We start from the raw sequence: 20,923 nt of genomic DNA on the forward strand, positions 1-20,923 counted from the left end.
TGGTTTAGCACTTCACGCGCTTCTGCTCGCGGTCAACAGCAGCCTTGACCCCGCCTGACGCGCGCGGGTACTTCCGCGTGATCTCGCCGAATGCGGCGCAGGCGGCTTCCTTTTCCTTCAGCGCCGCCAGCGACTGGCCGAGCCGCAGCAGCGCGTCGGGCGCCTTCGCGGACTTGTCGAATTTGGTGGTCACACCGAGGAAGGTTTCCGCAGCATCGCGATATTGCTGGCGCTGGAAATAGCTTTCGCCGAGCCAGTATTGCGAATCCGCCACCAAAGGATCGCTCGGATACTTGGTGGCGAAGTTCTTCATCGTCTCTTCGGCGAGCGCATAGTCCTTGCGCTGCATGTAGCCGATACCGAGGTCGAACTCGTCCTTCGGCGTCGCCGACGGCGGCAACGTGGTCAGGGCCGCGCTCGCGCCGGGCGCCCGCTGCGGGCTCGTGTTGCCGAGATCGAGCGGCTCGCCCGCGCCGCGGCCGCCGGGCGCGCCGACCGCCGCATCGTTCTGCATCGGCATCTGGCCGCCGCCACCGAGCACGCGCGGAGCGCCGGGGGCATTCGGATTCTGGGTCGGATCGAAGGCATCACCGCGGCCGCGGCGGCCGGGAGCCGTCGCCGCCGGCTCCTGCACGATCGGGGCGGGCGCTGCGATCTGCTGCTGGTCATAGGCGCCCTGCGGCTGCCGGCCGTATCCTTGCTGCGGCTGGCCATACCCCTGCTGCGGCTGGGCGTAGCCCGGCTGCGCCTGCGGGTACCCCTGCTGCGCCGGCGGCACCGCCGCGACACCGGGCTGGGCCGCCGGAGGCTGTCCATTCGGGCCGGGCGGCTGGCCGCCGAGCTGGCGCAGGCGCTCCTCGAGCTGGCGGTTGCGGTACTGCAGCTCCTCGTTCTGCCCGGTCAGCTGCCGCAGCTGGTTCTCCAGCCGCTCGATCCGCATCTCGGCATCGGAATCGTCGGATTGGGCAAACGCTGGTGCGGAAACGGCGAGCAGCGCCGCGATCGCCGCGGCGGAGGAAAGAAAATGAAGCCTGGATGACATTTTGCCCTGACGACGAGATCGACGTGAAAAGCGCGCGACTTTGAGGGACGGAGTACGCCAGAATTGTGACTTGCAGTTCAAATCCGGGACAGCGTCGCGGATACCGGTTTAGTACGGACGGTGGAACAAGCAAGCGGCCAATTGCACGCAGCTTGGTTCATCTTGATGAAGCCGGGTCGGGCTCTCACGCGGCCAAAACAAAACCGGCGCCCGAAGGCGCCGGCTTGGAAAACCCATCCAGGATCGCGTCAGGAGCTGGCGTTCAGCACGGTGACGGCGCGGCGGTTCTGCGACCAGCAGGAGATGTCGTTACAGACCGCGACCGGGCGCTCCTTGCCGTAGGAGATGGTGCGCATGCGGCTCGGATCGATGCCGCGCGAAGCGAGATAGGCACGAACCGACTGGGCACGGCGCGCACCGAGCGCGATGTTGTACTCGCGCGTGCCGCGCTCGTCGGCATGACCTTCGATGGTGAAGGAATAACGGTTGTAGGTCTGCAGCCACTGCGCCTGCTTGTCGAGGGTCGCTGTCGCCTGCGGGCTGAGATCGGTCTGATCGCTCTCAAAGAACACACGGTCGCCGACATTGACGACGAAATCCTGTTGGCTGCCCGGCGTCGCGGCGCCGCCGATCGCGCCATTGGCGTCCAGCGGGTTCTTGTTGGCACAGGCACCCATCGACAACGCCACCGCCAGAACCGCAGCCAGCTTCATACCCTGGAGGATACGCATCTGATGTTTCATTCCGGAGCCTCCACGCTCACGCTCTTCGTACTGTCCATTGGGTCTACAGGGCGATGGTTAAGCGAACGTTCCGTCAACCTTGACGAGACCTTGCTAGAGCCGATCAAATGCCAGGCAATGGCGAAAAGCGCCCCCGATGGTTAATGGGTGGCAAATGTGGCGCGATGGTGAAGGGAAGGCAAGGTTCGCCGGAACCGGCCGCTTTAGCAGGACAATTTGGCCCGCGCGCAACAGTCGATCGATGTCAGATTGATCAGAACGCCGGCTTGCTCAGGGATTCGGCACGATCGAGGCGCGCTCATACGGCCGGACGATACCGTCGGGCTGCAACTGGCCTTCCCGCTCAAACAGCATCCGCCGCTCGAAGGCGCTCGAGCGCAGGAACGGATAGCGGGCGAGCACACGTTCCCGCACGGTCGGCAGATGCGACGCCATTAACCCGACCGGCTTCACTAGCCCCGGGTAGAGCCGCGGTTCCGACCAGATCTCATGCAGGAACACACGCCGGTAGAACGCCATGTGCTCCGGCCGGACCGGCGCCAAGCCGTAATCGGCGTTGAAATGCACGCCCGCGGTCGAGCCGAGCCGCACCGTGACATAGGGCAGTTCCGGATGGTTCCGCGCCTTGTCGGGGTCCGCGACGAAGCGCGTCGAATCGATGAAGATCAGACCCTGATCGAGCTTCGGCAACAGCACGTCGCCGAACACGTCGAGCGTCGGCGAGGAGCGCCACTCCGGTGTCGCCACGGTGATGCGGATCGAGCTGCAGAGCTCGCCTTGCAGATAGACGCCGAACACCCACGCATTCGGAGCATCATCGAACTGATCGACGACGCGCTCGTCCGCCGAGGGCCGGATCGCGCCTTCGCGCAGATAGGCGCGGTAGCGAAGCCGGTAAATCTCGTCTTTCTGTTCGGGGGTCTGAGCGAGGCGGTAGTCGACTTGATCGAGAGGGTCCGCAAGCCTTCCTGTCGCGGGCTTGATGGCTTCGGCCGCGGACCTCATGTGGTAATCCCCTCAACAACCCAACAACTTCAACGCGCGTGCCGAAAGATTAACAGCTTCTTAATTTTCGTCAAAGCAATCGCGGCAATACAGTTAACTTCTGACCGCGAGGGTGCAATTCGGATCGAGCAGTCGAAAGATTTCACAACTATCGATTGAGGAAATTGCGCTAGATCAAGCGATCGAGCGCGAGGGAACCACGTGCCGCTGGTCGTCGGCGCGTCGACCATGCGAGGCGTTGAGCAGCTGGCGGATGCGCACCGCGGGAACCGGCCGGCTGAACAGGTATCCCTGTGCTTCGGTCACCGCGCCGTCGGCGCTGATCAGTTCGAGCTGCTCATTGGTCTCAATGCCCTCGACCACGACAGACATGCCGAGGTCCGCGGACAGTCGCGCCACCCCGCGCAGCAAGGTCAGCGGCCGATCGCTGTCGATGCCTTCGAGGAAGGAGCGGTCGATCTTGACCTTCTGCAGCGGGAAATTGTGCAAATAGCTGAGCGACGAGTAGCCGGTGCCGAAATCATCCAGCGAGATCCGCACGCCGAGCGAGCGCAGTTGCGACAGCACGTCGTGGGTCAGCTCGGTATTGTGGAGCAGCGAGGATTCGGTGATCTCGATCTCGAGGCGGTGCGCCGGCAGACCGGAGACCTCGAGCGCGTAGCGGACCTCGCTCAGCACGTCGCGCTGATGGAACTGCTGCGGCGAGAAATTGACCGCGACGCTCACTGCCTCCGGCCACTTCATGCATTCCATGCAGGCCTTGCGCAGGATCCAGCGGCCGAGATCGACGATCAGGCCCATGTCCTCGGCGACCGGAATGATGTCGACCGGTGAGACCGTGCCGCGCGCCGGATGGTTCCAGCGCAGCAGCGCCTCGCAGGTCGAGACCTTGCCGGACTTCAGGTTGATCAGCGGCTGGTAGAACAGCTCGAATTCCTCGTTGGCGAGCGCCTTGCGCAGATCGAGCTCGAGGATGCGGCGGGCCTCGACAGTCTGGGCCATCTCGTCGCGGAAGAAGCAGAAGGTACCGCGGCCGTCGGCCTTGGCACGGTAGAGCGCCATGTCGGCGTTCTTCAGCAGCGTGTCGGCGCCGACGCCGGGCGCGGTCATCGCAATGCCGACGCTGGCGCCGATCTCGACCAGATGGTTGTCGATCTTGTAGCGCTCGCTGAGGCGGTCGACGATGCGCCGCGCCAGCGCCGCGGCGTCCTCATGCGAGTGGATGTTCTGCTGGAACACCACGAACTCGTCGCCGCCGAACCGGGCCACGAAATCCTCCGGACGCAGCATCTCGCGCAGCCGTTCGGCGACCGCGCAGAGCAGCTGGTCGCCGCAGGGATGGCCGAGCGTATCGTTGACCTGCTTGAACTGGTCGAGATCGACGAACAGCAATGCGGAGCGATGGTCGCCGTGCTGCATGGCGAGCAGCCTGCCGATCTCGTCGCGGAAATTGACGCGGTTGGGCAGCGCGGTCAGTTCGTCGTAGCGCGCGAGATGGCTGATCCTGGCCTCGGCGTCCTTGCGCTCGGTAATGTCCTCGACCAGCACAACCGTACCGCCGCCTGGCATCGGCTGGAACGTCCAGTCCAGCGAACGGTTCTGGGCCGGATCGGGGTCGCTGGTGACGATGTCGCCGCGCTGGGAGCTCTCGATCTCGTAGAGAATCTGTTGCGCGGCCGCGGCCGAGATCGCGCCGGACAGCACGCAGGCATTGCAGATGTCGGTCGCGCTGGCGCCGCGCTTCACGAAATCGTCCGACAGCTCCATCATCTCGATGAAGCGGTGGTTCATCACCGCAAGGCGGCCGTCGGCGCTGAACATGCACAGGCCGTGCGGCATGTTGTTCAGCGCGGTATCGAACTGGCCCGCCAGCGCGGCCTCGCGCTCCTTGGCGATCCAGGCGTTGACGTAGATGCGCTGCAGGCTGGACGTGAGGTGCCGGATGGCGCTGAAGAACACTAGGCTGAGCAGCGCAAGGGCGACGTGATAGGGACCGCCGACATACATCAGCGCCGCGATCAGGGGACCGATCGACATCAGCAGATGCTGGTGGAATATCTGCGGCCGGCCGAAGGTCCGCCCTACCCCCGCTGAGGTGTAGGCGACCACCGTGGTCACGCAGAGCATATGAGCCGCGGCATCGCTGGTCGTGAGCAGCACCGCTGCGCCCCACAGACCAAGCGCGATGCCGTAGGCGAGGCTGCCGATCCGGTAGCGCTTCTCCCACGTCACGGATTCTTCGACGGTGAGACGGGAACTGCGCTGCTGATAGCGGTACATCTGCAGCGCGCGCGCCAGACCCACCACGATGAACAGCGGCACGCACAGCCAGGACAGCAGATTGCCGGTGACGAACGCAATCACGGCGCCCGCGATGGCGGGGCCGAAGGCGCCGAAGATCATGGGCGCGGGGTTCATGAACAGGGAATCGACTAGCGCCGCGGAGATCGTCGGCGACATCGTCTGGTCCGGTTCTCCCGTCTGGCTTGCAAACTGCATTGAGAGCGCGCGTCCTTTTCAGCTCGCACTCTTACTGATCGCAGGTGAAGTCTTTCTGAGGGAACATCGTTAGCGAGTCGTTGCCGCGACCCATTGACAGCCGAAATTCGGCATAAGTTTCAGTGCGCTAGGTAAGAAGTGCCGACCGCCCGAGGGTTCCCCGGAGCAGCCCTGCGCCAGCCTCACGACAACAGCGGCGACCAGGCGGGGTCGGAGGCAAAACCCGGGGTCGGCACCCGCAGTTCGTTGCGCCCGGAAACGTCGATGGTGAACAGCGACGGACCGCTGTTGCCGCCGGGATCGCGGAAGAACATCACGACGCGTCCGTTCGGCGCAAAGGTCGGGCCTTCATTATGGAAGCCCGAGGTCAGGATGCGCTCGCCGGAGCCGTCCGGCTTCATGATGCCGATCGCGAACTGCCCGCCGCCCTGCTTGGTGAAGGCGATGTAGTCGCCGCGCGGCGACCACACCGGCGTCGAATAGGTGCCGTCGCCGAACGAGATGCGCTGTGCCGCGCCGCCGGTTGCCGGCATCACGTAGATCTGCGGCTTGCCGCCGCGATCGGACTCGAAGCAGAGCCGCGTGCCGTCGGGCGCGTAGGATGGCGAGGTGTCGATCGCCGGCGTGTCGGTCAGCCGCGTCATCGACTTCGAGCGCAGGTCCATCACGAACAGGTTGGAGTTGCCGCCCTGTTGCAGGCTCATGATGACGCGCTGGCCGTCGGGCGAGAAGCGCGGCGAGAACGACATGCCCGGGAAGTTGCCGACGATCTCGCGCTGGCCGGTCTCGATGTTGAGCAGATAGACGCGCGGGTCGCCCTGCCCGAACTCCATGTAGGTGATTTCCTGGGTCGACGGCGAGAAGCGCGGCGTCAGCACGAGATCCGAGCCGCGGGTCAGATAGCGCACATTGGCGCCGTCCTGGTCCATCAGCGCCAGCCGCTTGACGCGGCGATCCGCAGCGCCACTCTCGTCGACGAACACGACGCGGGTATCGAAATAGCCCTTCTCGCCGGTCATGCGCTCATAGATCTGGTCGGAGATGATGTGCGCGATGCGGCGCCAGTATTCGGCCGAGGTGTCGTACTGCTGGCCGGCGAGCTGCTGGCCGGTGTTGACGTCCCAGAGGCGGAATTCCGCCTTCACGCGCCCGTTGCCCTGGCGTGTCATGCGGCCGGTCACCAGCGCCTGCGCGTTGATGCTCTTCCAGTTGTTGAAGTTCGGCGCCGCGTCGATGTTGATCTGCTTCTCGAGATAAGCGGCCTGATCGATCGGCGCGAACAAGCCGCTGCGCTTCAGGTTGTTGGTGATCACCTGCGTGACGCCGACGCCGACTTCGGCGTCGCCAGGCGTGCCGGCGGCAAAGTTCGGGATCGCGATCGGCACCGGCGCAAACTCGCCCTCGGTGATGGTGATCCGCTTCTGAGCGGATGCGGGGCCGGTGAGACCACTCAGCATCACGCCGGCAGACGCCATGCCGGACAGGATCTGCCGGCGGCTCGGACGAAACAGCGCTTCAGGCAATCGGGTCTTGTCAATCATCGCTCGAACTCATGCTCGTAAACAGTGGCGCGCATTCTCAGCTCTGCCGCTCGGTAAAGGCCGGCTCAAAGAACTGCCACTCCTCAAAGAAACCTGGAGGCAACCGATAGGGCTGGCACTCGATGATCGCGCGCAAGCCGCTCTCCTGATACACCCGAAGGTAAGGCGTCTTCGCCGTTCCCACCACGACCGGCATGCCTTCCAGCGTACCATCGCGCTTCAAATGGATTGAGAACACGGCCTCCGCCATCTGCGCCTCTATTCCACCGTAAGGCTTCTTCCAGCAGCGTTCGACCTGCTGCCGGAACATCGCGCCCCAGGTCGCGGAGTTGTCGGCGGCCTTGCCCTTCGAGGTGCCGAGCGCAGCGTTGGCGTTCAGTGCATCGCCGGTCGCCGCGGCGCGCGTCGGGTCCCGCTTGTCGAGCAGCGCTGCGATCTTGCTCTGGTCGAACACGCGATCCTTCGGCTTCTGCTCCGGCGGCGGCTTGGCGGCCTGCGCGGCAGGCTTCGGCGGCGGCTTCTTCTCTTCCTTCTTGATTGCTTCGGCGATCGGGTCGGGCTTCACCGGATCGGGTTTCTTCTCGACCGGCTTCGGCTCTTCCTTTGGCTTATTCTCGGGCTTGTTCTCGACCTTCTTCGGCGGATCCGGCTTCTTGTCTTCCGGCTTCTCCACCTTCGGCGCCGGCTGCGGCGCGGTGTCGGTCACGACAGGCGGCTTCTTCTCTTCGACCTTGCCGACGGTGTCGTCGACCGGCTTGGCCTCGGCGACCTTGTCGACCAACGGCTTGGGATTTTCCTTCTTGCCGTCCTTCTGGCCGGTCATGACATGGGAGAGCTGGTCGGCGGAGATCACGTCGACCGCGACCGACTCTTCTTCGGGCATCACGTACGCCCTGGTCGAAAACGACACGAGGCCCCACCCGATCACGAGGACGTGCAGGACAATCGATGCCGCCAGAGTCTTGTCGACCTTGACCTTCAAATCAGGCTCCCCGTGCCTTGCCGCACATGGCCTCATATTGGAGCATGATCTGATCGGAAAACCGGTCTCCACTTTTCCGGATCATGCTCTATCCGCCTTCCGGGATGATGACGATATTCGCCTTGAATCCCGCGGCCCGGACCTCCCCGAGCAATTTCATCATATCCGTGTAACAGACATCCTTGTCGCCACGCAGATAAACCACCTTTTCGGCATCCGACCGGGCGTCTCCGATCGCCTTGATCTTGGCCGGAAAGTCGGCCGCCGTGACCGGCGCGTCGCCGAGATAGAGCTCGACGTTCGAGTTGCAGCCGCCGCCGGTGCGCTTGACCGACAGCGTCAGCGGCGGTTGGTTCGACGAGATCGACTTGCCGCCGCTCGCGACCGGCAGGTCGATGTCGATGTTCGACGTCATCAGCGGCGCGGCGACCATGAAGATGATCAGCAGCACCAGCATCACGTCGACCATCGGCGTGACGTTGATCTCGGCCATGACCGGCTTGCGCCCGCGGCGGCGTCTGCCACTACCGCCGGACCCTGCCATGCTCATCGCCATGATCGTGCGCTCACAACAGTGACCATCATAAGTTCAGTTCTTTGTTTGAGCATGATCCTTTCGGAAAACCGGCCTCCACTTTTCCCGATCATGCTCTAGCCCCGCTCGTCGATCTGACGCGACAGGATGGCGGAGAACTCGTCGGCGAACCCCTCCAGGCGCGCGGCCTGCCGGTTCACCTCCGAGGTGAACTTATTGTAGAAAATAGTCGCCGGAATTGCGGCAATCAGGCCGATTGCGGTCGCAAACAGCGCTTCCGCGATACCGGGCGCCACCACCGCCAAAGAGGTGTTTTTCGAGGCCGCGATCGACTGGAAGCTCGACATGATGCCCCAGACGGTGCCGAACAGGCCGACAAAGGGGCCGGCCGAGCCGACGGTGGCGAGCACCAGCAGCCGCCGTTCCAGCCGCTCCACCTCCCGGGCGATCGAGACGTTCATGACCTTCTCGATCCGGGCCTGCAGGCCGGCAAAGGACCGGGACTGGCTCTCGAAGGAGCGCTTCCACTCCCGCATCGCCGCCACGAAACAGGCCGCCATCGACTGGGTCGGCTTGGCCGAAAGGGCCCGGTAGAGTTCCTCGATCGACTGGCCGGACCAGAACGCCTGCTCGAACTTGTCCATCGCCCGCTTGGTGCGGGCATAGAGCAGGATCTTGTCGATCGCGATCGCCCAGACCCACACCGAGCAGGACAAAAGTCCCAACATCACGCATTTGACGACCCAATGAGCCTGCCAAAACAGCGCGATCAACGACACATCGCTCGATGCCAGTGGCAGAGTTGACTGAGCCACGTCGGCGGGATTCATCGGCAATATCCTCTCAACGCAAGTGTCCCCATCAGGCGGGCCGCCAATCGGCACCGATTCCACGGCCGCATCAGGCGCGGCGAAACTGCGCGAAAGCCTCTTGCATCTGTCGCATGGGGGGCCCGTCCAAAGCCGAGCCCTGCTTCCCCTGCCAACATGTCAAAACGAGGGCTTTTCACGCGGCATTCCGACCCTAACCAAACGCTAATCATGGTTAAGGCGAGGTTACCAAAGGGAAATTTGGAGCCGGGAAATGCCGCCGGCCGAGGCGGTTGGCGGGTTCCGCAGATGAATGGATTCGCCGGATGGTGGGGTGATGCCGCACGCCTCCTCCCCGCGTCGTCCTGGCGAAAGCCAGGACCCATAACCACCGCAATCGGTGATGAAGCGGATCGTGGCCCCCGCGTCGTGCAACAATTGAGATTTGGGGTAATGGGTCCTGGCTTTCGCCAGGACGACGTGGATGGTTCTCGCGCGATACGACGCACGGTCATTGCGTACTTCATCTCGGTGTCATCGACCGGGCGATGACAGTGGGTGGGGACGCACCGCCATCCCCATCATTCCGGGGCAGCACCAACGGGTCGCGCGAACGCGCGCCCGATGACAGGCTCCGGGCTCTCGCTGCGCGAGCCCTCAGGTGCGCAATTGCGCACCGGGGAATGACGAGCAGAGGAATCCCCCTCAGGTCAAATGCCTGACGATCGCAAGCCCAGCGAACAGACCCGCGATCGACAACGCCACCGAGCCCGCGACATACAGCGCGGCAAGGCCGAGTTCGCCGCGCTCATAGAGCAGCGCGGTGTCGAGCGAGAAGGCGGAGAAGGTGGTGTAGCCGCCGAGGATGCCGGTCATCAGGAACAGCCGCCAGGGCTGCGAGGCCTCGCCCTTGAAGGCGAGGTAGCCTGCAATCAGGCCCATCACGGTCGAGCCCGTGATGTTGATGATGAAGGTACCGTAGGGAAACGCGGTGCCGATGCAGCGCGCGCAAGTGACATTGATCAGGTGACGCAGCGTCGCGCCGAGGCCGCCGCCGAAGAAGACGAGGAGATAGCTTGCCGCGTTACCCACCAATGCCCCCGCTGGTGTGTCGAGAAGCTCACAATACGCGCCGCTCAAGCTCACCGTCCCCTCGAGGGGGAGGGTCGGTTCGCATGAAGCGAAGCGGAATGCGAAACGGGGTGGGGTGATCTCTCAACACGGACGGTGTCGCGCGTGGATAGACCGTCATCCCACCCCGCCGCTCATTTCATTCGCGTCGACCCTCCCCCTCCCGGGGAGGGTAAGAGGGTCGAGCCGAATTGCGATCTGCGCTCAGCCGGCCTTGCCGAACAGTTCGTCGACGTAATCCCAATTGACGAGGCTGTCGACGAACGCCTTCAGATAGTCCGGGCGGCGGTTGCGGTAGTCGATGTAGTAGGAGTGCTCCCAGACATCGACGCCGAGGATCGGCACCGCGCCATGGACCAGCGGGTTCTCGCCGTTCGGGGTCTTGGCGATCTCGAGCTTGCCGCCCTTGACCTGCAGCCAGGCCCAGCCGGAGCCGAACTGGCCGACGCCGGCAGCGGCGAAGTCGGTCTTGAACTTCTCGAAGCCGCCGAGATCCTCGTTGATCTTCTTCTCCAGCCGGCCGGGCAGCTTGCTGCCGCCGCCATTCGGCTTCATCCACTTCCAGAAGTGGATGTGGTTGTAGTGCTGACCGGCATTGTTGAAGACGGCCGCGTTCTTGCCGAACGAGGTCTTCACGATCTCCTCGAGGGACTTGCCTTCGAATTCGGTCCCCTTGATCGCGTTGTTGCCGTTCGTGACGTAGGCCTGGTGATGCTTGTCGTGGTGAAACTCCAGCGTTTCCTTGGACATGTAGGGCGCAAGGGCGTCGTGGGCGTAGGGCAGATCGGGTAGCGTGAAGGTCATGGGGTAATGTCCAACAGAGGGTGGGAGACTACACTTAACGGGTCCCCCTTATAGAAGGTTCCACGGCAGAGAAACACCGCATTTTCAGATCGTGTATGACAGATCGGCGCAGCCGAGGACCAAGACCTAGGACTTGAGGCGATGAGCATCGAAATCGACATTCTCAACGGAGATGCGTCATGGCGGCGCGCCGAGCCGCTGCTCCGGGCGGTCTGGAGCCCGGATATCATGGAGAAGAAGCAGTGGGCGGACACCAAATGGGCTCACGCGGATTTGCGCGTGCTGCTCGACGCGTCCGATGACAGCGGGCTGGCCTGCCATGTCGGTATCTATTTCCGGACGATCACCTGGAATGGCCACAAGGTGCATGTCGCCGGCATCGGCGGGGTTGCGACCCGCGAGGACTGCCGGCGGCGCGGCTATGCGTCACTCGCGTTAGATGCCGCCGTGCACACTATTCGTGCCAATGACGCGGTGAAATTTGCAATCTTATTCTGCGAGCCGCACAATTTCGCATTCTATCAGACGCGCGGCTGGCATCCCTTCGCCGGCGAGGTGTATTGCGAACAGCCTTCCGGGCAGATCCGCTTCGAGGCGATGGCGCCGTTCGTCAACGACATCGTCCGCGCGCCGCGCCAGGGCAAGATCGACCTATGCGGCCTGCCGTGGTGACCCCTGCGCGAGCGCGGGTGGCGAGGACGGGCCCGAACTCGTAACATGTCGATCATCATTTATTGATTGCGAGCCTGGTTCACTGGCGTCGAATTGCAGTGCGCCCCCTCCGCTTCCGAAGTGAGCCGCCGACGCATGACCATCGATGCCTCGATCGACGACATCAACCCGGCCGCGGCCACGCCTGCGGTACCGGTCGATCATTTGTTGACGGCGCCGATCCTGCCGACGCTGCTGCGGCTGGCGGTCCCCAACACCATCGCGATGTTCGGCTCGACGCTGGTCGCGGTCGCCGAGACCTCCTATATCGGCCGGCTCGGCACCGAGCCGCTTGCCGGCATCGCGCTGGTGTTTCCGTTTGCGATGCTGACGCAGATGATGTCGGCCGGCGCGATGGGCGGCGGCGTCTCGTCGGCGATCAGCCGCGCGCTCGGCGCCGGCGACCGCGACCGCGCCGCCGACCTGGCGCTGCATGCGGCGATCATCGGCGGGTGCGCCGGATTGTTCTTCACCGTGATGATGCTGGGCTTCGGCCGCAACTTCTATGCACTGCTCGGCGGCCGCGGCGGCGTGCTCGAACAATCGATGCATTACTCGCAGGTGCTGTTCTCGGGCGCAGTCTCGATCTGGCTGGTCAACACGCTCGCCTCCGTTGTGCGCGGCACCGGCGACATGCGCGTCCCCTCGATGACGCTGATCACCGTCTCGACGATCCAGATCGCGGTCGGCGGCGTGTTCGGTCTCGGGCTGTTCGGCATGCCGAGCCTCGGCATGCGCGGCGTTGCCGCGGGCCAGCTCACGGCTTTCACGTGTGGTGCGATCTTCCTCGCCTGGTATCTCGCCAGCGGCCGAAGCCGGCTGAAGCTCGACTTCGCCGCCTTCAGCTTCCAGCGCGCGATGTTCCTCGACATCCTCAAGGTCGGCGCGATCTCCTGCCTGTCGCCGCTGCAGAGCGTGCTGACCATTCTGATCTTCACCAAGATTCTCGCAGGCTTCGGCACCGAGACCTTGGCCGGATACGGCATGGGCTCGCGGCTGGAATTCCTGCTGATCCCGATCGCATTCGCGGTCGGCGTCGCCTCGGTGCCGATGGTCGGCATGGCCGTCGGTGCGGGACTGGTGACGCGGGCTCGCAAGGTGGCATGGACCGCCGGCACGGTCGCCGGACTTGTCGTCGGAGTGGTCGGCCTCGTGGTCGCACTCAAGCCGACGCTGTGGATTGCGCTGTTCACCACCGATCCCGGCGTGACTGCCGCAGCCTCGTCCTATTTCGCGCTGGCCGGCCCGGGCTTCGGCTTCTTCGGCGTCGGCGTCTGCCTGTATTTTTCCTCGCAAGGCGCAGCCAAGGTCGGCGGGCCGGTGCTGGCCGGGACTATCCGCCTGCTGCTGGTCGGCATCGGCGGCTGGTGGCTCGCCACCGCGAGCGCACCCGCGTGGACGCTGTTTGCGCTGGTGGGAGGTGCGATGGTGGCATTCGGCCTCGCGACCATCGTGTCGATCAAGCTGACCCGCTGGGGCTAGACCCGGAGGGCCGGGGCTCGCACTGCGCCTTCGGTCGCGGCAAGGCACCGCCACCCTTCCGAGCCTTGCCGGAGCATGGCGGCCTCGAAAAAAAGCTACAAAATTTTTCCGGATCGTGCCCGCCCGACCGCGCGATTATTACATTGCAGAAATCTTTCGACTTGTTATGCAGGCCGACCTCTTGGGGAATACGTCATGGCCTGCAAATTCGGATTCGTGATCGCAATCATTGCGACGGCACTCGCCGTGCCTGCTGCGCATGCACAGGGCGCGCCTGAGCCTTTCGGCGTCTGGCAGACCCAGGCCGGCGATGCCCGCGTCAAGGTCAGCAAATGCGGCGGCGGAATCTGCGGCGTGGTGGTGAGCCTGCGCGACCCGATCGATCCGATGACCGGCAAGCCGCAGGTCGACAACAAGAATCCCAATCCGTCGCTGGCCAACCGGCCGATCATCGGACTGCCGCTGTTCTCCGGCATGCAGCCGGTTGCCGCAGGCAAATGGTCGGGCCAGATCTACAATGCCGACGATGGTGGCACCTATGCGAGCCGCATCTCGGTCACCGGCGAGAGCACGCTGCGCGTCGAAGGCTGCGTCGGCGCGCTATGCGGCGGCGAGATCTGGACGCGCGTGGGACGGTAATTCTTAGCCAAGTAGTAACCGCGGAGAAGCTGCGCCCCTCTCCCGCTCGCGGGGGAGGGTTGGGGTGGGGGTTCTCCCCACGAGTCATGTTGTGGTGAGAGCCCCCACCCGTCGCGCTCCGCGCGCCGACCTCCCCCGCAAGCGGGAGAGGTGCATCGTGCGTACGGCTGGAGCTGATTTACACCGCGCGCGTCTTCAGCACGGTGGCGGCCGAGGCGTAGCCGCCGCGGGCGCCGTCGATGAAGTGGACGTGGTCGGCGCGCATCACCGACGGCGTGAAGCAGGTCATCATCGCGGCATCCTGCTCGTGCAGGCCGTAGCGCACGATGCCCTGCGCGGCGGCGGCAACCAGGCGCTGCTCGAGCTCGGCGGCGAGTTCCGGCGTGCAATCCAGGATCATGCGCAGGCCGTCGTCGAACTTGCGGAAATCTGAGTTCTCGACCACCTGCTGCAGATAGAGCTTCGGCGCGAACGTGCCGACCTTGAGGCCGAGCCGAAACACGACAAAGGCCCACAACGCAAAGCCCAGCACCGCGGCGCGCCGCATCGCAAGCGGTCCGCCGAATCGCCTGGCGCGCGCTTCGTATTCGATGCCCTGCGGCGGAAAGCGCAGCGGCGGGCCGCCCGGCGGCACGGGCCGTCCCGCATCGGGGCTTTTCTCGATCCGGACGACGAGGTCTTCGATCACCTTGCGGAAGGCGGCGGGATCGGCGTCGTTCGCCGGCAGCACCAAGACCGAGAGGATGACGCCGCGCGCCGACGGCATCACCTCGAAGCGGCAGGACAGGCCGGACAGATCGGGCTGCGTGCCCTCAGGCGCCGGATCGAGCGCGAACTCGCCGCGCTTCATCGCGGCATCGGCAAACGCAAGACCGCCGCCGGAGAACATCGCATAGGACAGATTGGCTGACGGCCCGAAGCGCGCGACACGCACGTCGGCACCCGCGGCGCGGATCGCGGCGATCGGCACCAACGCCACCCGCAGCACCAGATCGAGATCATCGCGCACCCAGCGCGCGGTTGCGGCGAGTGCGTCGCGCGCTCTGTCGAGATCGGCGGGCGCGACCGCGAAGCTCGCGCCATCGCCGCCGAACACGAACGGGAATTCGCGGCCATCCAGCGCATTGGTGACGGCGGCGACCACCGCGGCGCCGGCCATGTTGACCGCCTTGTAGCGCTGCGCCGCGATCGCCTTGGTCGACTCGACGATATCGGCGACGCCGACCGTCCAGTCGTCGGGCAACGGCGCATACAGCGCCGGATCCATCAGGCGCGCGAAGCCGCGAAACACCGGAATGCCGCCGTAGAAGATCTCGCTGCCGCCAGCCATCGCAACGCCGTGCTGTTTCCGCCTGCCACGAAACTCTCTAGCAGATACGGCGCGGGTTGGGACGGGGTTTTGAAAGCGCAGCCCGAGCGGAGCTAGGTCCCGTCACCCTGAGGAGCCGCGAAGCGGCGTCTCGAAGGGTCGACGGCCATCAACGGGGCCGTGCATCCTTCGAGACGCGCTACGCGCTCCTCAGGATGACGGGGACGGCATCATGCGCCGGATCAAAATGCCTTCACGCCGCCTCGCCCGTTCGTCTCCACGGCGGAAACGGATCGCGGAGTTTTGCCCAGGCCTGCGGGTCCATACCCGGCCTGCCCGCGACCAGGCAGGCATCGAGCCGGCGGCGGATGTCGGCTTCGTTCATGCCGGAGCCGATGAAGACCAGCTCCTGCCGGCGATCGCCGTAGAGATCGTTCCAGCTCCGCTGCATCATCAGCCGCCAGTCCGGATGATCCGGCCAGCGCTCGCGCGGGATCGCGGCCCACCACGAGCCGAGGCCTTCGGTTCGCACGATGGCGCCGGCCTGGCTCATCTCGCCGCACCAATCCGGGCGCGTCGCGATCCAGAAATGGCCCTTGGCGCGGATCACGCCTTGCCAGCTCTCGCGCAGGAAGCCGTGAAACCGCACCGGATCGAACGGGCGCCGCGCGCGATAGACGAAGCTCGTGATGCCGTACTCCTCGGTCTCCGGCACATGCTCGGCGAAACCGTAAAGCTCCTTGTGCCAAAGCGGATGCTGCTGCGCGCGCTCATGGTCGAAGCGGCCGGTGTCGAGCACGCGGTCGAACGGCACGTCTGCAAAATTCGCCTCGACGAGGTCGGCGTCGGGATTGAGCGCGCGCACGATGGTCGCCGCGGCCGCGCGCTCGGCCGGCGTTGCCGCATCGACCTTGTTCAGCACGACGACGTCGGCGAACTCGATCTGCTCGACCAGGAGATCGACCAAGGTGCGCTTGTCGCCGTCGAGCGCCTCGCCGCGCTGGCTGAGGAAATCGGTCGAGGCATAGTCCTTCAAGAGATTGGCGGCGTCGACCACCGTGACCATGGTGTCGAGGCGCGCGACGTCGGAGAGGCTCCGGCCATCTTCGTCGCGAAACTCGAAGGTCGCGGCGACCGGCAGGGGCTCGGAAATGCCGGTCGATTCGATCAGGAGATAATCGAAGCGGCCGCTCTCGGCGAGCGCGCGCACCTCTTTCAGGAGATCGTCGCGCAGCGTGCAGCAGATGCAGCCATTGCTCATCTCGACCAGTTTTTCGTCAGTCCGGGACAGGTTCGCACCGCCATCGCGGACGAGGTCGGCGTCGATGTTCACCTCGCTCATGTCGTTCACAATCACCGCAACCTTCAGGCCGTGGCGGTTGTTCAGCACGTGGTTCAGCAAAGTGGTCTTTCCAGCCCCGAGGAAGCCGGACAAGATGGTGACGGGGAGTTTCTGCATCGAGATCAAACAGTTGCTGGAGGGACGGGCGGCGGCGGGACATGGGGCATTCGCATGATGTTATGTTATAACATAACATCAACGGGCCGCGGGCTGTCAAGCGCCGGGGTGAGGCGCCGAACAGCCTTGCCATTCTCGCAAATGCGTAGCCCGGATGAAGCGCAGCGAAATCCGGGATCTTCCTCGGCGGTTGAAGTGCCCCCGGATTGCGCTGCGCTTCATCCGGGCTACGAACTGCCAGTCCCGTCATGCTGAGGAGGCCGCGCAGCGGCCGTCTCGAAGCATGCACGGCCTCACTGCAACAGCTCGGCCATGCATCCTTCGAGACGCGCGCAAGAGCGCGCTCCTCAGGATGACGGGATAAGAGGGCTACGAGTGCCCCTACTTCCCCAATCCCCGCAGCACGAGTTGGTTCATGCGGCTGGCAAAGGCGGCCGGATCGTCGGGCATCTCGCCGTCGAGGATCTGCGCCTGCTCGAACAGCAGGAGCGACAGATCCTTCGCCTGCGCGGTGTCGGTCGCGAGCGCTGCGACCAGCGGATGGCGCAAATTGATCTCGAGGATCGGCTTGGTGATCTCGCCGCGGTTCTGCTGGGCGAGGAGCCGCTCTAGCGCGCGGTCGCGCGCGTCGCCGCCGGCGACGAGGCACGATGCGCTCGCGGTCAGCCGCTGCGAGGCGCGGACATCGGAGACGCGCGCGCCGAGCGCGTCCTTGATTACGGCGATCGTGGTCGCGGCATCGGCAGCGGGCTCGTCCTTCTTGTCCTGCTTGTCGTCGACCAGCGGGATCAGGCCGAAATCGACGTCGCCCTGGCTCAGCGACTTCAGCGGCTTGCCGCCGAACTCGAGCGGCGCCGAGGTCCAGAACGCATCGACCGGATCGGTCAGCAGCAGCACCTCGATGCCGCGGGCGCGCGCCGATTCCAGCTTCGGGTTCGACTTCAGCCGCTCGACGCTGTCGCCGACCAGATAATAGATCTCGGTCTGGTTCGGCTTGAAGTCGTCGACAATCTGCTTCAGCGAGCGCTTCTCGCCCGACGTCGTGGTGAAGCGCGCCAGCGCCAGGAGCTTCTCGCGGCGCTCGAAATCCTCCCATAGACCTTCCTTGATGACCGGCCCGAATGCGTCCCAGATCTTTATAAAAGTCTCCGGCTCCTTCTCGCCGAGCGTTTCCAATTCGCCGATCACGCGGCTCGTGACGGCCTTGCGGATCTGGGCGAGTTGCGGATTGTTCTGCAGCATCTCGCGCGAGATGTTGAGCGGCAGGTCCTCGCTGTCGATCACGCCGCGGATGAAGCGCAAGTACGCCGGCAGCAGCTCGGCATCGTCGGCGATGAAGACGCGGCGGACATAGAGCTTGACCTTGCCCTTGCGCTCGACCTGGAACAGGTCGAACGGCTTTTGCGACGGCGCGAACAGCAGCACGGCGTAGGACTGGCGGCCCTCGGCGCGGTAATGCAGCGTCATCGCCGGCTCGTCGAACGCGCCCGCGATCTGCTTGTAGGCCTGGGCGTAGTCTTCAGGCGTCAGCTCGGATTTCGAGCGCTGCCACAGCGCACTCGCCGAGTTGATCTGGCGCGGCTCGCCCTCCTCCGGCACCAAGAGGATCGGAAACTGGATGTTGTCGGAATATTCGCGGACGATGCGCTCGATCTCGTAAGCCTCGAGATATTTGGCGGCGTCCTTCTTCAGATGCAGCACGATCTCGGTGCCGCGCGTGACGCGGCTGGCGGCCTCATCGCTCGCCGGCGCGATCTCGAAACCGCTGCCGCCTTCCGACGACCATACCCAGACCTCGTCAGAGCCGGCACGGCGGCTGGTGACGACGATCTTCTCGGCGACCATGAAGGCGGCATAGAAGCCGACACCGAACTGGCCGATCAGGTTGGCGCCGTCCTTGGCTTCGGTCAGTTTCGACAGGAACGATCTGGTGCCGGAGCGCGCGATGGTGCCGAGATTGTCGATCAGCTCCTGACGCTCCATGCCGATGCCGGTATCGACCACGGACAGCGTATCGGCCGCCTTGTTCGGGACGATCCTGATCTCCGGCGGCGTGCCGTCGGTGATCAGGCCGGGATTGGCGATCGCCTCGTAGCGCAACTTGTCGCAGGCGTCGGATGCGTTCGAGATCAGTTCACGCAGGAAGATATCTGTCTCGGAATAGACCGAATGCACCATCAGGTGCAGCAATTCGGCAACCTCGGCCTGGAACGGCTGGGATTCGGCGGCGGCGATTGTGGTCATGCGGGAAACTCGGACAAACGGTAAGTGGAGGGAAAGCCCTGATATAGCGCGATCGCGCCGCGTGGCAAGACGAGCGGGGGAAACCGTCAGCCCGAGATCGCAGCGAGATAGCGCGTGACGGAACGGTCGAACGCCGCCTTGGCATCGGTTGCGATGTTCTTGCCCCACCAGGCGCCGTAGATCCGATCATACGCCAGCGGCTCGACCGTGCGCGCGATGCGGCGGACTGCTGAAGCGTTGAGCGGGATGTAGTTCGGGTAGGAGTACATGAAGCTGACCGAGCTTCGGTCCATCGCCACCATCGCGATGTCGCCGGTCAGGAGCGCGCCGCGCCCGTCCGCCCCCTTGCGCCAATGCAGCATGGTGGCGCCGGCGAAATGGCCTCCGGCACGCACCAGGAGAATGTCGTCGGAGATGCGATGGCTGTCGCCTTGCCACGGCACGATCGACCGATAGGGCCGCGTCACCCATTGCGCATCGTCGCCGTGCAGATAGACCGGCGCATCGTCGAACGCCGCGCTCCAGTCAGCGACCGCGCCGTAATAATGCGGGTGCGAGATCGCGATCGCCTTCAGCCCGCCGAGCGACCTGACATGCGCGATCGCATCAGACGTTGCCAGCGGCACGCAGTCCCACATCACGCAGCCGCCGCGGTCGGGCACCAAGAGCGCACGCTGCCCGATCGCAAAGGATGGCTCCAGCGCCAGTCCGACGAGGCCAAGATCGTCCCGCCAGACCAGCCGATGCCGCTGCGCGAGCTCCTCGCGCGTCAGCCAGACCTGTCCCTTCCAGTTCACATATTGCCGCTCGTCCTCGCAGATCGGGCAGGACGGTGGCGGCGTCGCGGCTTCAGGAAATTGCGCGCCGCATTGTTCGCAAGTCCAGAGGGGCATTGGGACTACACGCGTTGGGGTGAAGCTGATCCCCCTGATCTACGTCAGCAGCGCAACGCGTTCAATGCCGGCGCCCCAGTTCCATCTGCATCTCCGCCGGCGCTGCGCCGAACTTGCGGCGGAACGCGCGATGGAAATAGGACAGATCGTTGAAGCCGACCGTATAGGCGATGTCGCTGACCTTGCGGTCGGCGCCCTGCGCGTGCAGCAGCAGCCGGCGCGCCAGCAGCAGGCGCTGCTCGAGGACATATTCCGAGAACGTGGTCCCTTCGGCCGCGAACAGGCGTTGCGCCTGGCGCGTGCTCAGCGCGTTCGCCTTTGCTATGGCCTCGATCGTGAGCCCGCCATTGTCGAGGTTCTTCAGGACATCGGCCTTCATCAGATCGAGCCGCGCTTTCGCCACGCCGTTCCGTGCGGCGAGCTCCTTTGTCTCGGCGCTGCTGCCGAGCACGAGGCCGACAAGATCGGCCAGATGATGCGCCGCCGCCTGCTGGCCCGGCACATCCAGATCGCCGGCAAGTTCGGTGCAAAGCGCCGAATAGCGCGCGATCATCGCGCTCAAGGCCGGCTCCCGCCCAAGCGCGCGCGCCAGCTGGGTCTCCGCCATGGGGGTGACCTGGAGCAAGAGGCGCCGCGGAAACCGCGTCGTCGTAAAGCTGCCGGACCGGGTGAGATCGGCGGTGCCGACGATGTTCATTTCGGTGAGGCACATCTGGCCGCGCTTGAGCTCGATCGCCGTGCTGCCTTGTGTGACCTGCACCCTGCCGCGGGTCGCGAAGATCAGCACCAAATCGTCGCAGCCGTCGCTCAGAAGCGCGCGGGTGCGGGCAAAACGGGCCGAGCCGCCGTGTGGCGTCGCGATGGCGACCGTATGCAGCAGCGTGAATTCGTTATGGCAATCGATGCAGTTGTCGTCGGTCGGTCCGACGTCGAGCCGGCAGAAGCCGCGGCAGATGCCCTCGCGCCAGGCCTCATAGGCCGGCCCTTTCGCCAGCCCATGATGGAAGATCGAGAAGCGGTTGGGCACCTGTGTCTCGGACATGATCCGTGCTCCGAACGCCCGATCGATCACGACGCTGACACGATCGAGCGCCT

Annotated in this window: 18 protein-coding genes; 3 read left to right on the top strand and 15 right to left on the bottom strand. The window is 64.8% G+C overall.

Annotated features, from left to right (window positions below; translation table 11 throughout):
- Positions 1 to 4: 4 nt before the first annotated feature.
- The 10 genes from ybgF to AC066Y_RS00425 all read right to left on the bottom strand — a co-directional run bounded on the left by ybgF (position 5) and on the right by AC066Y_RS00425 (position 11,091).
- Positions 5 to 1,042, bottom strand: a complete 1,038-nt coding sequence (gene ybgF / locus AC066Y_RS00380; protein ID WP_478272174.1) for a tol-pal system protein YbgF — start codon at positions 1,040 to 1,042, stop codon at positions 5 to 7.
- 248 nt (positions 1,043 to 1,290) lie between these two features.
- Positions 1,291 to 1,785 carry a peptidoglycan-associated lipoprotein Pal gene (gene pal, locus AC066Y_RS00385; protein ID WP_092123460.1) on the bottom strand — a complete coding sequence of 165 codons (495 nt, stop codon included), beginning with the start codon at positions 1,783 to 1,785 and terminating at the stop codon, positions 1,291 to 1,293.
- 270 nt (positions 1,786 to 2,055) lie between these two features.
- Positions 2,056 to 2,790 carry an N-acyl amino acid synthase FeeM domain-containing protein gene (locus tag AC066Y_RS00390; protein ID WP_478272175.1) on the bottom strand — a complete coding sequence of 245 codons (735 nt, stop codon included), beginning with the start codon at positions 2,788 to 2,790 and terminating at the stop codon, positions 2,056 to 2,058.
- Between the two features lie 174 nt (positions 2,791 to 2,964).
- A complete protein-coding gene (locus tag AC066Y_RS00395; RefSeq protein ID WP_478272176.1) occupies positions 2,965 to 5,289 on the bottom strand; it encodes a putative bifunctional diguanylate cyclase/phosphodiesterase in 2,325 nt (774 codons plus the stop codon).
- A gap of 182 nt (positions 5,290 to 5,471) precedes the next feature.
- The gene (tolB, locus tag AC066Y_RS00400) at positions 5,472 to 6,764 is read right to left on the bottom strand and encodes a Tol-Pal system beta propeller repeat protein TolB (protein WP_420831871.1); all 1,293 of its coding nucleotides are present in this window, start codon (positions 6,762 to 6,764) and stop codon (positions 5,472 to 5,474) included.
- Between the two features lie 103 nt (positions 6,765 to 6,867).
- On the bottom strand, positions 6,868 to 7,812 hold the full coding sequence (locus AC066Y_RS00405) for a cell envelope integrity TolA family protein (RefSeq protein WP_478272177.1): 945 nt from the start codon (positions 7,810 to 7,812) through the stop codon (positions 6,868 to 6,870).
- Positions 7,813 to 7,900: 88 nt separating this feature from the next.
- Entirely contained in the window at positions 7,901 to 8,368 is a 468-nt protein-coding gene (locus AC066Y_RS00410; protein WP_212320444.1) for a biopolymer transporter ExbD, read from the bottom strand.
- Between the two features lie 95 nt (positions 8,369 to 8,463).
- A complete protein-coding gene (tolQ, locus tag AC066Y_RS00415) occupies positions 8,464 to 9,177 on the bottom strand; it encodes a protein TolQ (protein ID WP_016846954.1) in 714 nt (237 codons plus the stop codon).
- A 684-nt stretch (positions 9,178 to 9,861) separates the two neighbouring features.
- A complete protein-coding gene (gene crcB / locus AC066Y_RS00420; protein WP_176533700.1) occupies positions 9,862 to 10,248 on the bottom strand; it encodes a fluoride efflux transporter CrcB in 387 nt (128 codons plus the stop codon).
- Between the two features lie 243 nt (positions 10,249 to 10,491).
- A complete protein-coding gene (locus tag AC066Y_RS00425; protein ID WP_050404466.1) occupies positions 10,492 to 11,091 on the bottom strand; it encodes a superoxide dismutase in 600 nt (199 codons plus the stop codon).
- Between the two features lie 141 nt (positions 11,092 to 11,232).
- On the opposite strand from AC066Y_RS00425, the gene AC066Y_RS00430 reads away from it, so the two are divergent.
- The 3 genes from AC066Y_RS00430 to AC066Y_RS00440 all read left to right on the top strand — a co-directional run bounded on the left by AC066Y_RS00430 (position 11,233) and on the right by AC066Y_RS00440 (position 13,923).
- Complete coding sequence (locus AC066Y_RS00430) at positions 11,233 to 11,763, top strand: GNAT family N-acetyltransferase (protein ID WP_478272178.1); 531 nt, start codon at positions 11,233 to 11,235, stop codon at positions 11,761 to 11,763.
- A gap of 135 nt (positions 11,764 to 11,898) precedes the next feature.
- Positions 11,899 to 13,284: an MATE family efflux transporter gene (locus AC066Y_RS00435; RefSeq protein ID WP_478272179.1), complete on the top strand. Its 1,386-nt coding sequence runs from the start codon at positions 11,899 to 11,901 to the stop codon at positions 13,282 to 13,284.
- A 195-nt stretch (positions 13,285 to 13,479) separates the two neighbouring features.
- Positions 13,480 to 13,923, top strand: coding sequence for a DUF2147 domain-containing protein (locus AC066Y_RS00440; protein ID WP_478272180.1), 444 nt, complete (start codon positions 13,480 to 13,482; stop codon positions 13,921 to 13,923).
- Between the two features lie 178 nt (positions 13,924 to 14,101).
- Here AC066Y_RS00440 and AC066Y_RS00445 read toward each other — a convergent pair whose 3' ends face one another.
- The 5 genes from AC066Y_RS00445 to AC066Y_RS00465 form a co-directional block, all read right to left on the bottom strand.
- Positions 14,102 to 15,253, bottom strand: a complete 1,152-nt coding sequence (locus tag AC066Y_RS00445) for a DUF3095 domain-containing protein (protein ID WP_478272181.1) — start codon at positions 15,251 to 15,253, stop codon at positions 14,102 to 14,104.
- Between the two features lie 232 nt (positions 15,254 to 15,485).
- Positions 15,486 to 16,691, bottom strand: a complete 1,206-nt coding sequence (gene zigA, locus AC066Y_RS00450; protein ID WP_478272182.1) for a zinc metallochaperone GTPase ZigA — start codon at positions 16,689 to 16,691, stop codon at positions 15,486 to 15,488.
- Between the two features lie 381 nt (positions 16,692 to 17,072).
- Positions 17,073 to 18,935: a molecular chaperone HtpG gene (gene htpG, locus AC066Y_RS00455; protein WP_478272183.1), complete on the bottom strand. Its 1,863-nt coding sequence runs from the start codon at positions 18,933 to 18,935 to the stop codon at positions 17,073 to 17,075.
- A gap of 86 nt (positions 18,936 to 19,021) precedes the next feature.
- Entirely contained in the window at positions 19,022 to 19,828 is an 807-nt protein-coding gene (locus AC066Y_RS00460; RefSeq protein ID WP_478272184.1) for an MBL fold metallo-hydrolase, read from the bottom strand.
- Positions 19,829 to 19,889: 61 nt separating this feature from the next.
- On the bottom strand, positions 19,890 to 20,870 hold the full coding sequence (locus AC066Y_RS00465) for an AraC family transcriptional regulator (RefSeq protein WP_478272185.1): 981 nt from the start codon (positions 20,868 to 20,870) through the stop codon (positions 19,890 to 19,892).
- Positions 20,871 to 20,923: the final 53 nt, after the last annotated feature.

It is taken from the genome of Bradyrhizobium sp. USDA3010 (assembly GCF_056429065.1).

Excerpts from the sequence above, each read along its gene's own strand:
- ybgF (WP_478272174.1), bottom strand. The coding sequence starts at position 1,042 with ATGTCATCCAGGCTTCATTTTCTTTCCTCCGCCGCGGCGATCGCGGCG.
- pal (WP_092123460.1), bottom strand. The coding sequence starts at position 1,785 with ATGAAACATCAGATGCGTATCCTCCAGGGTATGAAGCTGGCTGCGGTT.
- AC066Y_RS00390 (WP_478272175.1), bottom strand. The coding sequence starts at position 2,790 with ATGAGGTCCGCGGCCGAAGCCATCAAGCCCGCGACAGGAAGGCTTGCG.
- AC066Y_RS00395 (WP_478272176.1), bottom strand. The coding sequence starts at position 5,289 with ATGCAGTTTGCAAGCCAGACGGGAGAACCGGACCAGACGATGTCGCCG.
- tolB (WP_420831871.1), bottom strand. The coding sequence starts at position 6,764 with ATGGCGTCTGCCGGCGTGATGCTGAGTGGTCTCACCGGCCCCGCATCC.
- AC066Y_RS00410 (WP_212320444.1), bottom strand. The coding sequence starts at position 8,368 with ATGGCGATGAGCATGGCAGGGTCCGGCGGTAGTGGCAGACGCCGCCGC.
- tolQ (WP_016846954.1), bottom strand. The coding sequence starts at position 9,177 with ATGAATCCCGCCGACGTGGCTCAGTCAACTCTGCCACTGGCATCGAGC.
- AC066Y_RS00425 (WP_050404466.1), bottom strand. The coding sequence starts at position 11,091 with ATGACCTTCACGCTACCCGATCTGCCCTACGCCCACGACGCCCTTGCG.
- AC066Y_RS00430 (WP_478272178.1), top strand. The coding sequence starts at position 11,233 with ATGAGCATCGAAATCGACATTCTCAACGGAGATGCGTCATGGCGGCGC.
- AC066Y_RS00435 (WP_478272179.1), top strand. The coding sequence starts at position 11,899 with ATGACCATCGATGCCTCGATCGACGACATCAACCCGGCCGCGGCCACG.
- AC066Y_RS00440 (WP_478272180.1), top strand. The coding sequence starts at position 13,480 with ATGGCCTGCAAATTCGGATTCGTGATCGCAATCATTGCGACGGCACTC.
- AC066Y_RS00445 (WP_478272181.1), bottom strand. The coding sequence starts at position 15,253 with ATGGCTGGCGGCAGCGAGATCTTCTACGGCGGCATTCCGGTGTTTCGC.
- zigA (WP_478272182.1), bottom strand. The coding sequence starts at position 16,691 with ATGCAGAAACTCCCCGTCACCATCTTGTCCGGCTTCCTCGGGGCTGGA.
- htpG (WP_478272183.1), bottom strand. The coding sequence starts at position 18,935 with ATGACCACAATCGCCGCCGCCGAATCCCAGCCGTTCCAGGCCGAGGTT.
- AC066Y_RS00460 (WP_478272184.1), bottom strand. The coding sequence starts at position 19,828 with ATGCCCCTCTGGACTTGCGAACAATGCGGCGCGCAATTTCCTGAAGCC.
- AC066Y_RS00465 (WP_478272185.1), bottom strand. The coding sequence starts at position 20,870 with ATGTCCGAGACACAGGTGCCCAACCGCTTCTCGATCTTCCATCATGGG.